The organism is Ligilactobacillus sp. (assembly GCF_036846325.1).
Classification (GTDB): Bacteria; Bacillota; Bacilli; order Lactobacillales; family Lactobacillaceae; genus Ligilactobacillus.
The window spans coordinates 1-13,070 of the sequence record NZ_DAIUCE010000006.1 but is presented as its reverse complement, the minus strand read 5'-3'; the positions used below and the strand labels follow the sequence as shown (position 1 = coordinate 13,070).

10 protein-coding genes are annotated in these 13,070 nt (G+C 48.5%); 6 read left to right on the top strand and 4 right to left on the bottom strand.

Features of this window, described 5'->3' with window-relative positions; translation table 11 throughout:
* Positions 1–55: 55 nt before the first annotated feature.
* The 3 genes from glmS to adhE form a co-directional block, all read right to left on the bottom strand.
* Entirely contained in the window at positions 56–1,873 is a 1,818-nt protein-coding gene (gene glmS, locus V7Z60_RS01355) for a glutamine--fructose-6-phosphate transaminase (isomerizing) (RefSeq protein ID WP_334115731.1), read from the bottom strand.
* Positions 1,874–2,732: 859 nt separating this feature from the next.
* A complete protein-coding gene (gene nagB, locus V7Z60_RS01350; protein ID WP_334115730.1) occupies positions 2,733–3,437 on the bottom strand; it encodes a glucosamine-6-phosphate deaminase in 705 nt (234 codons plus the stop codon).
* A 218-nt stretch (positions 3,438–3,655) separates the two neighbouring features.
* Positions 3,656–6,352, bottom strand: a complete 2,697-nt coding sequence (gene adhE, locus V7Z60_RS01345) for a bifunctional acetaldehyde-CoA/alcohol dehydrogenase (protein ID WP_334115729.1) — start codon at positions 6,350–6,352, stop codon at positions 3,656–3,658.
* A gap of 346 nt (positions 6,353–6,698) precedes the next feature.
* On the opposite strand from adhE, the gene V7Z60_RS01340 reads away from it, so the two are divergent.
* Positions 6,699–8,105: a flotillin family protein gene (locus V7Z60_RS01340; RefSeq protein WP_334115728.1), complete on the top strand. Its 1,407-nt coding sequence runs from the start codon at positions 6,699–6,701 to the stop codon at positions 8,103–8,105.
* A gap of 327 nt (positions 8,106–8,432) precedes the next feature.
* The gene (dhaS, locus tag V7Z60_RS01335; RefSeq protein ID WP_334115727.1) at positions 8,433–8,960 is read left to right on the top strand and encodes a dihydroxyacetone kinase transcriptional activator DhaS; all 528 of its coding nucleotides are present in this window, start codon (positions 8,433–8,435) and stop codon (positions 8,958–8,960) included.
* A gap of 42 nt (positions 8,961–9,002) precedes the next feature.
* Here dhaS and V7Z60_RS01330 read toward each other — a convergent pair whose 3' ends face one another.
* Entirely contained in the window at positions 9,003–9,962 is a 960-nt protein-coding gene (locus V7Z60_RS01330) for a dihydroxyacetone kinase subunit DhaK (protein ID WP_334115726.1), read from the bottom strand.
* Positions 9,963–10,124: 162 nt separating this feature from the next.
* On the opposite strand from V7Z60_RS01330, the gene dhaK reads away from it, so the two are divergent.
* The 4 genes from dhaK to V7Z60_RS01310 are packed head-to-tail and all read left to right on the top strand — an operon-like array spanning position 10,125 to position 12,808.
* Entirely contained in the window at positions 10,125–11,120 is a 996-nt protein-coding gene (gene dhaK / locus V7Z60_RS01325; protein ID WP_334115725.1) for a dihydroxyacetone kinase subunit DhaK, read from the top strand.
* 15 nt (positions 11,121–11,135) lie between these two features.
* A complete protein-coding gene (gene dhaL, locus V7Z60_RS01320) occupies positions 11,136–11,723 on the top strand; it encodes a dihydroxyacetone kinase subunit DhaL (protein WP_334115724.1) in 588 nt (195 codons plus the stop codon).
* On the top strand, positions 11,720–12,088 hold the full coding sequence (gene dhaM, locus V7Z60_RS01315) for a dihydroxyacetone kinase phosphoryl donor subunit DhaM (protein WP_334115723.1): 369 nt from the start codon (positions 11,720–11,722) through the stop codon (positions 12,086–12,088). Before dhaL ends, dhaM begins: the two co-directional genes overlap by 4 nt.
* A gap of 15 nt (positions 12,089–12,103) precedes the next feature.
* Positions 12,104–12,808 (top strand): MIP/aquaporin family protein, encoded by a 705-nt coding sequence (locus V7Z60_RS01310; protein WP_334115722.1) that lies wholly within the window; start codon positions 12,104–12,106, stop codon positions 12,806–12,808.
* The last annotated feature ends 262 nt before the right edge of the window (positions 12,809–13,070 follow it).

Here is a 13,070-nt window from a genome sequence, read left to right as displayed (position 1 = left end):
CTCTTTTTATTATTTGGAAATTCGTTAAAGCAACGGATATTTTGGAAAAACGTTTTTACTCTACCGTCACGCTCTTTGCAAGGTTGCGCGGCTTGTCGACGTCATATCCGCGCTGTCTGCTCGTATAGTATGCAAGCAGCTGCGCCGGCACGATCGAAACCAGCGGTGTCAGCAGCGGATGAACATCCGGCAATACGATTTGATCTCCTGCATTTGACAGCGATTGAGACACAATCGTGATGACGTTTGCACCGCGGGCAATCACTTCCTGAACGTTGCTTCTCGTGTGCGCTGCGGTTTTTTCGTCAGTAATGATTGCAATTACCGGAGTACCTTCCTCAATCAGGGCAATCGTGCCGTGTTTAAGTTCGCCGGATGCGAATCCTTCAGTCTGGACATAGGAAACTTCCTTGAGCTTGAGCGCAGCTTCGATAGCCGTATCATAGTCGATTGAACGTCCGATGTAAAATGCATTGCGCGTCGTCTTGAGATTTTCTTCAGCCAGTTCTTCGATTTCATGCTTTTCGTCAACCATCGTCTGCATCGCGTTTGCAACTTTGGCAAGTTCCAGATGAATGTCAAAATCCCTGGCGGCATCAATTCCGCGTTCTTCACCCAGTTTTCTGGCCAGAATTGCCTCAACTGCAATCTGGGCCGTATATGCCTTTGTCGAGGCAACGGCAATTTCCGGGCCGGCATGCAAAAGCAGCGTATAGCTTGCTTCGCGCGACAAGGTTGAGTTCGGAACGTTCGTGATCGTCAGGCTCGGATAACCCAGTTCATTCGTCTGGACAAGAACCTGACGACTGTCGGCAGTTTCGCCGCTTTGCGACAGATAGATGAAGAACGGCTTTTCGGAAAGAAGCGGCATATTGTAGCCGAACTCCGATGAAACATGCACTTCAGTCGGAATCCCGGCCAGCTTTTCGAACAGTTCGCGACCGACAAGTCCTGCGTGATAGCTCGTACCTGCAGCAACGATGTAGATGCGGTCGCTTGCTTCGATTGACTTCAGCAGGCCGGCATCAATTTTGATATTGCCGTCTTCATCGAAATATTCCGTTACGAGCTTACGCATGACGGCCGGCTGTTCATCGATTTCCTTCAGCATGTAATGCTCGTAAGCACCCTTTTCAGAAGCACTTGCATCCTGATCGACATAAAACGGCTTGCGTTCAATCCTTTTTCCGTCCTTGTCCTCAATTTCGATGCTGTCCGGCTTGACGACGACAACGTCTCCGTCCGTCAGCTCGATGAATTCGTGCGTTTCCCTGAGCATCGCCATCGAATCGGAACAAACCGCATTGAATCCGTCACCCACGCCGATCAGCAGCGGACTCTTTGATTTTGCGACATATAAGGTTTCAGGGTCTTCCCGGTCCATCAGCAGGAATGCATATGAAGAAGACTCGTCAAGCACGCTGATCGTCTTCTTGAAAGCCTCCTTCGTCTCAAGTCCTTCGTTTGAAAAATGTTCAACCAGCTGGACGATGACCTCGGTATCAGTTTCGCTTGCAAAATGCACGTCTGACAGATACTTTTCCCTTAATTCCTTAAAATTGCCGATAACGCCGTTGTGGACGAGATAGAAGCGGCCGTTTTCCGAAAAGTGAGGATGCGCATTCGCTTCGCTCGGAATTCCGTGCGTAGCCCAGCGCGTGTGTCCGATTCCGGCAGTTCCTTTTACGTCAGCAGTCACCTTGTCCTTTAAATCGGCAATGCGTCCCTTGACCTTAACGAGAAAATCATTCCCGTTTCCGTTGTTTACGTAGATGCCCGCCGAATCATAACCGCGATATTCAAGTTTTTCCAGGCCGTTGATCAAAATTTCAACCGCATTGTCCTTGCCTGTGATTCCAACAATTCCACACATTTTAAGTTTCCATCCTTTTGTCTTTTTCTTTAGATTGGTTGTTATCATTTTCAATTGGTATATTCCATTATCTTTTCCAGGAACCCAATCAGCATGTATAATATACCGCTTCTCTAGAATGATGTCAACAAAAATATCAAAATTGGTACAGGTATAGACCAATAGTTGTGATGGAACATGTTTCTCCTTCTGTCGCCGCGTTATTTCCTTAAATGTGCTTATGATAAGTACTATGCGTACTGAATTCTTCAACGCAGCATTATTTTGGCGAAATCCAGAGCATCGGCAGCAACCGGCTTCTTGAATTCGGCAAAATCACTGCGGCATTTCTGAAGTTTACGGGCAAATTCCAAAAACGGCTTTTTGACCGTAACCGTGGCTCGAAATTTACGGGCAAATTCTCAAAATTGCCGTTTTGCCCGTAATCCCGCCTTGATGTGCGTCCCGGACAGCCGAAAAATTCAGTCAAGGCACTGCATTTGACAAAATGCGGATTCTATAATGAAAAAAAACGTGCCATCACTGGCACGGATTTAAAATCATTGTTCAGTTGTGGCGTTCGGCTCCACATGTTACATAATCGGACTCATGACCGTTCGGCTCCACACCTTCATAATCGGGTTCAGACCAGCAACAAGGCTCATGATAAGTTCGTGCCGCGTCGCGACTGCGCTTGCGCTGATCACTCGCGCCCCTCCTTATCTACCGCCTTGTTGGGCGGCTGGTCTTCACACCTTTTCTTAATCAGGTTCGAAGCAGCATTCGCCTGGAGCTAAGCACTGTCTTCCTGGACGAGGCAAGCTCGCCTGCGTCAGACAGAAGCTTAGCTTACGGCTCATAACCGCTGCTTCTCACACCTTTACTTTAACAAGCTTGCCGCCTCTTCATCCACAATGACAATTGCATCAGCGTGATTCTGCAGGACGCTTGCGGGAACTTCTTCGGTCGGTTCCTCTTCAACCATCTTCCTGATTGCATCCGCCTTGTCCTTGCCGTATGCTTCGAGCAAGACTGTCTTTGCCTGCATGATTTCGCCGATTCCCATCGAATACGCATACTTTGGAACGTCATTTTCATTTTCGAAGTAGCGCGCGTTTGCCTCAATTGTCGATTCCGTCAAGTGGATCTTCTGTGTCTTTCCGTCAAAGGCGGAACCAGGTTCATTGAAGCCGATATGTCCGTTGCGGCCGATTCCGAGCAACTGCAGATCAACCGGATGCTCGGCGATAATCTTGCTGTAGCGTTCGCATTCGGCTTTTGCATCATCATTTTGTCCGTCAGGAAGATATGAATGAGCGAACGGTTTCTTTTCAAACAGATGCTTTTTCATGTAATAATGGTAGCTTTGCGGATTATCAGCCGATAAGCCGACGTATTCGTCAAGGTTTATTGAAATGCAGTTCGAAAAATCGAGGTCGCTGTCGCATAATTCATGATAAGTCGTTTCAGGCGTGCCACCAGTTGCCAGGCCAAAAACGGTTGCTCCTTCGTCAAGCTTTTCCTTAAAAATTTCAAATGCTTTCTTTCCGCCTTCTGCTGCATTTTTAACAATAATGACTTTCATTTTGAATTCCTCCTCGAAAACTGTTGCGTTCATATTGGTATAGACCAATTATATACCATAACTCCGAGACTTGCAACAGTTTTCATAACATCTTCAAAAATTGCACTCTCATCGCGAAGAAAACGGTTAATCACGTTTTATTTTCCATAACGCAGCACGTAAAAAAGGACCGGGCTGAACCCGGTCCTTTCAAGGAAGTATTTATATGGAAATCACCTTTAGAACTGATCAATCAACAACTGGCGAATCTCTTCCAGACTTGGCTGGCGAGGGTTTGCCGTCGTGCATTGATCGTTGTAAACCAAATCGCACAATTTGTCCAGGGCACCGTCAAAGGCTTCTTTCGTAACGCCGTTTGCCGAGAGCTTAGGATTTACGTCAACGGCCTTCATCAGTTCTTCAATCCTGCTGCACAATGCTTCGACCAGATCGGCATCGGTTCTGCCCTTCAGCCCGAGAGCACGCGCAATGTCCGCATAATCCTTTTGAGCACGGTAAACTTCATAGCGTGGGAACGGTGTTCTCTTGACCTTGCCGGATGCGCCGTTGAAACGAATCACGTGCTGCATCGCAATCGAAATCGCAAGGCCGTGAGGAAGCCCGAATTCGCCGCCCGTCTTGTGAGCAAGAGAGTGATTGATGCCAAGGAAGGCATTTGCGAAGGCCATGCCCCCAAGAGTAGCAGCATAGTGCATGTTTTCGCGAGCAGTTTCGCCTTCAAGCGTAGGATTCTCAGGATCATAGTTGTAGGACTTTTCAAGGTTCTCAAACACGAGCTTGATTGCCTGAAGAGACCATGGGCGCGTGAAGTCCGAAGCCATTACGGAAACGTACGATTCAAGCGCATGTGACAGCGTATCGAGTCCGGACCATGCAACGGTTCTCTTCGGCACGGTCATGACAAATTCAGGGTCGACAATTGCAACCTGAGGTGTCATTTCGTAGTCGGTCAACGGATATTTAACATGCGTGTTGTCATCCGTAATAACCGCATACGGAGTAACTTCGGAACCTGTACCCGAAGTTGTCGGGATGCAGAAGAGCTTCGTGTGCGTACCGTGATGGAACTTGACGATTCTCTTGCGGATATCAACGAACTTCTGTTGCAGACGCGTGAACAGTTCGCTGACTTTTTCGTAGCTTTCAAGGAAACCGGGTTCCTGTTCAAGCGAGTATTCATAGATGTAGCGCGCAATCTTGGCAGCATCCATTGCGGAACCGCCGCCGATGGCAATGACCGTATCCGGTTGGAATTCTTCCATCTGGCGTGCGATTTCCATTGTCTGTCCCAGCGTCGGATCAGGGTGAACAGTTCCGTAAAGGGATGTCTTTACCGGATTTTCACGTGCTTCAAGTTCATCATAAACCTTGTCGACGAAACCGAATTTAACCATTCCCGGATCGGCAACGATCATTGCGCGGTCAATCTGTTCCGTTTCGTCCGTCAAGTATGACAAGGCATTCTTTTCGTAGTAGATTTTTTCTGGCAAACGAACCCATTGAGGACGATTGCGACGTTTTGCAACCGTCTTGACGTTCAACAGGTCTGAAGTTGATAAGTTGTGTGACAATGAATTCTTCCCCCATGATCCGGTTCCAAGCGTCAGGGACGGGCGTAAGGCATCCGTATAGATGTCGCCGATACCGCCGATTGAATCCGGTTGATTTACCAGGATGCGAGCAGCCTTTGTCTTGTCGGCAAATTCGTTCAGGAACGGATCTGCCTGAGACCCGATCTGAATGGCCGCATTGTGGCCGGCACCTTGGTAATCAAGCAATGCGGCAACGATCTTGATGCCGTCTTCCCTGTCCTTTGCCTTGTAAACCGAAAGGAGCGGGGAAAGCTTTTCTGATGAAAGCTTTTCGCCGATGTTCTTCGGATCGAGCTCAAACATGATGACGTCCTTGTCTTCGGGCAAATCGATGCCGGCATTTTCGGCAATCCAGCGAGCAGGCTTGCCGGCAACCGGTCCGTTGACGCCGTGCCTGTCATTGAAGACGAAATCGGCCAGCTTGTCGTAGTCTTTCTTAGGAAGCAGGTATGCTCCCTTTTCTTCCATTTTCTTCATCCATTCCCTGTAAACGGGTGCTTCGATGACGACCGAATTTTCGGTTGCGCAGATCATCCCGTTGTCAAAGCGCTTGGACAAGAGCAGGTCTTCAACCGCACGATCAAGATGTGCCGTATGGTCAACGAAGACTGCACCGTTGCCGGCACCAACGCCCATCGACGGATTGCCGGACCTGAGTGCGGCATTGACCATTCCGGGACCGCCCGTTGCAAGAATCGATGCAATCTTTCTGTTTTGAATCAGCGCCGTCGTATTTTCAATTGAAGGTGTTTCGACCCATTGAATGATGTTTTTCGGAGCTCCCGCCTCAACCGCTGCTTCATAAACAATCTGTGCAGCATGAACGGAACATTTCTGAGCCTGTGGATGGAAGGCAAAGACGATCGCATTTCTCGTCTTAAGTGCCATCAGCGATTTGAACATTGCCGTCGACGTCGGATTCGTCGTCGGGACGATTCCGGCTAAAACGCCGAGCGGTGCGGCAATCTGAACCTCGCCTTTAATCTTGTCTTCAGCGATGATTCCGACGGTTTTTTCATCCTTGATTGCGTTATAGATGTTTTCAGTCGCAAAACGATTCTTGGTGTCCTTGTCTTCGACAACGCCTCGATTCGTTTCCTCAACTGCTTCATGTGCAAGCATCAAAGCTGCCTCAGAGCCAGCCAGTGCCGCTGCAGCAACGATTTTGTCAACTTGTTCCTGCGTAAAATGCGCATATTCCTTTTCCGCAGCAACAGCTTTATCAACGAGGGTATCAGTATACTTGCGAGCAGCTTCCATTCGTGCTGCTTTTTCTTCTTCAGTCAAAACTTTTTTCTTTGGCTTCGTAGCTTCTTTTTCCATTTATAATACCTCCCAAAAAATCACTGGTTACACTTTCAGCATGCATGCGAAATCTTCACAATGTGAAAAACTTCACTAATTATAATATATCTTTATGAGAGCGATTTCAAGTCGTTTCGGCAACTTTTTACAATTTTTTTATCGCCAATCCATGTCATAATCCCGATAACTTAGATTATATAAGCATTTTTAAATGTTATTTATATTGATTGTAATCGTAAGGAAATTTTGATCAGGAACATGCCAATTGTGCAAAATTCACAAAAATCTGCAAAAAATGAGTACTGTATTTAACATAAAATTTATGCTAACATTAAACTACCAAAAAGGAAGGGGCGGAGAAAAAATGATTATCTCTGATTTTTTAAATACGTTGTTGTCCGGTGGTCTGACCATCGTTGTCATCATCATCATTCTTGCGATTCTGATCGCTTCGTATAAGAAGGCAAGTCCGAACGAGGTTCTGATCATCACCGGCGGATGTCTCGGAAAAAAGGGACCTTACCTGATTGAAGATCCCGAGACCCATACGCGCGTCAAAGTCGTCAAGGGCGGGGGCGCCTTTGTCATTCCGTTCATTCAGCAGGCCGAATTCCAAACGCTCGACACGTTCAACGTCGACGTTTCGGTCGAAGACATCATGACAATCGATGCGGTTCCGGTCGATGCTTCTGCCAACGCCCTGCTCCGCGTCGGCTCGACGCCGGAACTGATCGCCAAGGCTGCTGAAAAGACGCTCGGATTGAGCGAAGAGGAACGGCAAAGTCAGATGATCGAAGTTGTCCGCGGCGGCGTTCGCGAAGTCTTGTCAGGACTGACACCGAAACAGGCAAATGATCGGGCCGAATTCCAGAATCAAGTCAGACAGAGCATCGAGGAGACCTTTGCCAATCTCGGACTTGAAATCACGGCGCTTCAAATTACAAAAATCAGCGACAAGAACGGCTATTACGAATCCCTGAGCGCCAAGGAAATCGCAGATAAGCGTTCCTATGCGCGCCAGGCCAAAGCCGAGGCCGAAAAGGAAGCTCAGCTTGTCGAAGTCAAAAACCAGCAGGAAGCTCAGGAGGCACAGCTGCAGTCCAAACGCTACATTTCAGACAAGACCAAGGAAACGGACGTGGCAATTGCTCAAAATGATGCCCAGGTTCAAACCGAAAAAGCCAAGGCGGAACAGGCCTATGCAATCGAAAAAGCCATCCAGGAGCAGACGCTTAAGGAAAAGGAAATCGTCGTTCGCGAAAACGAGTTGAAATCAACCGTAATCGCGCAGCAGAATGCTGAAGCACAGGCCGTCCAGATCAAGGCAGAGGCAGATGCCAACGCCTTGCGCATCAAGGCTCAGGCTGACAAGGACGCACAGAATCTCAGCACGGATGCCAACGCCTATTCGATTCGCGAACAAGGTCAGGCCAGCGCTGACAAGATCCAGGTCGAAGGTCAGGCAAATGCCAAGGCACAGGAAGCAATCGCCAAGGCGCTTGAACAAAACGGACAGGTCGCGCTTGCCATGGCAATCATCGATAAACTGCCGGAAATTTCCGCATCATATGCACAGGCAGTCGCAAGCATCGATCAGCTGACCGTTTTCGACGGTGCTGCCGGAGTTTCAGGTCAGACCAACGAAGGCCTGGCCCAGTCACTGGCATTCATCAAGGATGCAACCGGCATCGACGTGGCCGAACTCGTCAACAAGCGGGCAGACGGCACGACGACCTTGAACCGTCCGCTTCCGGTTGAAGAAGATAAATAATGAAAATCATTGGAGACTGGGAAAAAGCTCCTTTTTCCCAATTGAATTAAACGAAGTGCCGGACAAATGAGGTCAAGTCGACTGATTTTGTCCGGCATTCTTTCAATTCTGAGACATGAAAACCTTATTTTTTTAAATACAGTGCTGCGAATCTTCGTTAAATCCGGGCGCCAGGACGGGATTACGGGCAAAATGCCGATTTTTGAGATTTACCCGTAAATTACAGTCTTCAATGAAGATTCATCCCGTTCAGCTGGTCCAGTCAGGCCGTCATTTTTCACGTCAAACAAGACATATGCTAAACTGTACTTGCAAGGGGGGCTTAACATGAGTTACGTAGTTCAAAAAAAGATTGCAAACGTTTTTAAAAAGCAAGTGTCAAAAAACGGCTTCGAGCATGTATCAGTGAGCTCAATCATGCGTGCTGCCAGCATCAGGCGTCAGACGTTTTACGACTGCTTCCTGGACAAATATGACCTGCTGCGCTGGCAGGTCAACGATACTTTGGAGGAAGTCATCGACAATAACATCGATTATCTTCCGTGGCAAAGCATCATGAAGCTTTTCATCTATGAGATCGATGCCAACCGCAGATACTATTTTGAGTGCCTGAGTCAGCATGAAGTCGACGTCTCAGACCTCTTCGCCCTTCATCTGGCGGTTTTACTGGCCCATATCATGGACCGGAAAAAACTGAACAAAAACAAAAAAGCCCGCGCAAGCATGTGGATAACCTGCCTTGGAATCTCCAATTCGATTATCCACAACACGCTTTCCAACGAGCCTGTCGATTATGAACTTCTGGTTGCGCAAGCCATTTATGCGGTGGAGTTTTCATTTGGCATTTCCAGCTGACTTGTCAGAAGTCGAAGTACAAGTGTCTGAATCCGGAAAAAGCTACCATTCCGGTGCATCAACCTCAGCCTTCAAAGCCTTCAGCCAGTTTTCATCTTCAATTCTGAGAAGCGTCAGAGAAATTCCCCTTAATCCGAAAGAGGTCAGAAACGTTCCCGTTTTATCAAAGACAACGCTGACTTCTTCGGCTTCAAGCAGCTCGCAAACGTCATTGCTGAAGACAAGCTGCTCCATTTTCGTCACTCCGCCGAGCGAGTTGACAAGCACGGCATACGCGTCCTGCGGCTTGAAGCCAAAACTCAGTCTGAGTTTTGAAATCAGCTCGCGCGCAAGTCTTTCGGACGATTCAAAGCGCTCCCTGCGATAGCCTTCTTCGCCGTGAATCCCGATGCCGTAGAAGATTTCGTCTTCTCCGAGCGAAAAATTGTCTCCAGAAAACGCCACGCCGATCGTTTTGACATTTTCAGAAAGTTCGTCCGCAACCTTTTGCAATTCTTCGACAGAAGCGCCATTCCTCGCATAATCCCCAAGAATCTTGTGAAAAAATACAGTGCCGGCGACGCCTCTGCGCCTTTTTTCAAACGATTCGGTATCCACCGATATATCGTCCTTGACAATCGCCATCCCGACTTTCCACCCTGCATTTTCCAAAAAAAGACGTGCCTTGCAGAATTCATCCACATCTCTCTCAAAGTTCTTCACAATGTAGAAAACACGTTTTCTTCCCGTCAGCTTCCTCGTGACTTCGACAATGTCCCCTGCGCTCGGCGGAACGAACAATTCGCCTGAAACTGCCCCTGCCAGCATCCCGTCACCCACAAATCCCCAGTGCGCCGGATCATGCCCGGACCCTCCGCCGGAAATCAGCGGCACGATGTCATCCTTGAAGCCGCGTCTGATGAATCCGCGCGTACCTGCAACGTGTTCAAGTGACGGATACGCCCTTTTGATACCTTCCTGAAGATCGTCAAGCATCGTTTTCTTTCCGTTTGTTAATTTCATGACAGTCACCTTCTCAGAAAATAGCATCTCTAACCCAATTATACCTTTTCAGCCGGAAAATTCACGGACAATTCCACAAAACTGTCCGCTTTATCTGCAAGCGCAAACATTTTAGAATATAGGCGACAGATAAATCAGAACATTCATCGGAGGTAATTGAAAATGAAGAAAATCATCAACAACCCTGCTGACTGCGTACCCGAAATGGTGGACGGCCTGGTCAGGACTTATCCACAGATTGTCGAACAGATTCCCGGAACAGAAGCAGTCGTCAGGCACGACAAGGAATCCATGAAGGGAAAGGTCGGCATCATCAGCGGCGGCGGTTCCGGACACGAGCCGACTCATGCCGGTTTCGTCGGAAAAGGGATGCTCAGTGCGGCCGTCTGCGGTCAGGTCTTCACATCCCCTACCCCAGACCAGATTTATGAAGCCATCAAGGCTTCAGACGACGGGGCAGGCGTCTTCATGGTCGTCAAGAACTATTCCGGCGACGTAATGAATTTTGACATGGCAAAGGACATGGCCGAAATGGATGACATCAAGGTCAGGTCAATCGTCGTCGATGATGACATCGCCGTTGAGGACAGTCTGTATACTCAGGGAAGACGCGGCGTTGCCGGAACCATCTTCATGCACAAGATTCTCGGGTACTATGCCCAAAACGGTGCCTCGCTTGATGAAATTGACGAAAAGGCCCATGAAATCCTGCCGAACATCAAGACCATTGCAGTCGCTCTTTCAGCTGCAACCGTCCCGGAAGTCGGAAAACCGGGCTTTGAGCTTGCAGAAGACGAAATCGAATTCGGTGTCGGCATCCACAGTGAACCAGGATACCGCAGAGAAAAGATTCAGCCGTCCCGTGCGCTGGCGGCAGAACTTCTGGAAAAGCTTGACGAAAAGCTTTCACTTGACAAAGATAAAAAATATGCGCTGCTGGTCAACGGCATGGGGGCAACTCCATTGATGGAGCAGTACATCTTCAGCCATGACGTGCTTGACCTGCTGAAGGAAAAGGAAATTGTTCCCGTCTTCTCGAAGGTCGGAAACTTCATGACATCACTCGACATGGCAGGTATTTCCCTGACACTCTTCGAACTGAAGGATGCTGAGTGGCTCGATGCCCTGAACGCCCAGGTCGAAACAATCGCATGGTAGAAAGGATGGATTTTGATGGAACTTACAAGAGAACTTCTCAGCGAATGGATCAGTCGCTTTTCTGATAAGATTCAAAACAACAAGGACTATCTCAGCGATCTTGACTCTGCAATCGGAGACGGCGACCATGGAAACAACATGGCCCGTGGCGTTCAGGCAGTTAAAGAAAGCCTTGAAAAAAACGAAAATGCTGATGTGCCTCAGATTCTGAAACTGACTGCCATGGCTTTGATCAGCAAGGTCGGAGGTGCTTCAGGACCTCTTTACGGCACTGCATTTCTCGAAATGGCAAAGGCAGGCAACGATACAAAGGATCTCGGAGAACTCCTGCAAAAGGCACTTTCCGGCATCGAAAAGCGTGGCGGAGCACAGCCTGGCGACAAGACGATGGTTGACGTATGGAATAAAGTCATTAAAAAGGCTGCCGATTCATCTCTGACAGGTCAGGATGTCGAAGCTGCCGTGGAATCGACCAGAGACATGGTGGCCAAAAAGGGACGTGCTTCCTATCTTGGCGAGCGGTCAGTCGGACATCTCGATCCCGGCGCCGTTTCAAGCGGCTACCTCTTCGAAGCACTTCTTGAAACGGAGGAATCGCTATGAAATATGGAATGACGCTTGTTTCCCACGTTGAAGAAATTGCACAGGGGCTGCCGAAACTGCTGAAACAGGTCGCAGGAGACGTTTCAATCACGTCTGCCGGCGGAACGGATGACGGAGACATCGGAACGAGCATGGAAAAGATTCTTGAGGCTTTTGAAGACAATGCAGCTGATGAGATTCTGGCATTCTATGATCTGGGCAGTTCAAGAATGAATCTTGAATTAGCAGGCGAGATGACTTCAAAAAAGGTTCGCATTTACGACACGGCCTTTGTTGAAGGTGCTTACACGGCCGCAACACTGCTTCAGGCAGGTGTTGCATTGCCGGATATTGAAAAACAGCTTGAGGAATTGAAGATAAAATAATCTGGGGGTGTTATCATGTCAGGATTTACGGGTGAGTTTCTAGGGACAATGGTTCTGATCATTCTCGGCGTCGGATGCTGTGCAGGCGTCAACCTCAAGGGAAACTACGCCAGAGGATCCAACTGGACTTTTGTCTGTCTGGCCTGGGGTTTAGCCGTGACCTTCGGCGTTTACGTCGCAGGAAGCTTCGGTTCGCAGGGTCATCTCAATCCCGCCGTTACACTGGGATTTGCAGCATTCGGATTCCTTCCGGTAAAATCGGTTCTTCCGTACCTTGCCGGACAGTTTCTCGGTGCCTTTGTCGGTGCGGTCATCGTCATCATTCACTATGCACCGCATTTTCAGGCATCAAAATCCAGTGAGGACGGCAACAGTGTCGGTATCTTTGCAACGGGACCCGCAATCAGGAATCCGCTCTTCAATTTCCTGAGCGAAATGATTGCGACATTTACGTTTGTCTTCTGTCTGCTCAATCTCGGTGACTTCACAAAGGGGCTCAAGCCTCTGGTTGTCGGACTGCTGATCATGGTTGTCGGCCAGGCCCTTGGCGGCACCACCGGATTTGCCATGAATCCGGCCCGCGACTTTTCACCAAGGCTTGCATATGCGATTCTCCCCGTTCCAAACAAGGGGGATGCCAACTGGGGCTATGCATGGGTTCCTGTCTTAGGACCGATTGCCGGCGGACTTGCTGCGGCATTTCTGCAGACACTGCTTTGAACTCAGTTTCAAAAGAGGATTTTCCACGCACAATAGGTGCAGGGAAGATCCTTTTTTCATGCTGCGCTTTTCCTGTCTGAAAAACAATCATTTCAACTTCTAATGAAAAATTCGCTCCGTCCTTTCAAAACAGCTCCATCAATGACCGCATGACACCAAGCATGAAAGTCCAGGTCGTCAGAGATAACTGTTTTCCAGATTCATTATCTTGTACCTCCTTTACAAATTGGTACCAATATATTAAAATACCCATATAGAAAAC

Coding starts and splice junctions, on each gene's coding strand:
- adhE (WP_334115729.1), bottom strand. CDS start 6,352: ATGGAAAAAGAAGCTACGAAGCCAAAGAAAAAAGTTTTGACTGAAGAA.
- glmS (WP_334115731.1), bottom strand. CDS start 1,873: ATGTGTGGAATTGTTGGAATCACAGGCAAGGACAATGCGGTTGAAATT.
- dhaK (WP_334115725.1), top strand. CDS start 10,125: ATGAAGAAAATCATCAACAACCCTGCTGACTGCGTACCCGAAATGGTG.
- V7Z60_RS01330 (WP_334115726.1), bottom strand. CDS start 9,962: ATGAAATTAACAAACGGAAAGAAAACGATGCTTGACGATCTTCAGGAA.
- dhaS (WP_334115727.1), top strand. CDS start 8,433: ATGAGTTACGTAGTTCAAAAAAAGATTGCAAACGTTTTTAAAAAGCAA.
- dhaM (WP_334115723.1), top strand. CDS start 11,720: ATGAAATATGGAATGACGCTTGTTTCCCACGTTGAAGAAATTGCACAG.
- dhaL (WP_334115724.1), top strand. CDS start 11,136: ATGGAACTTACAAGAGAACTTCTCAGCGAATGGATCAGTCGCTTTTCT.
- V7Z60_RS01340 (WP_334115728.1), top strand. CDS start 6,699: ATGATTATCTCTGATTTTTTAAATACGTTGTTGTCCGGTGGTCTGACC.
- nagB (WP_334115730.1), bottom strand. CDS start 3,437: ATGAAAGTCATTATTGTTAAAAATGCAGCAGAAGGCGGAAAGAAAGCA.
- V7Z60_RS01310 (WP_334115722.1), top strand. CDS start 12,104: ATGTCAGGATTTACGGGTGAGTTTCTAGGGACAATGGTTCTGATCATT.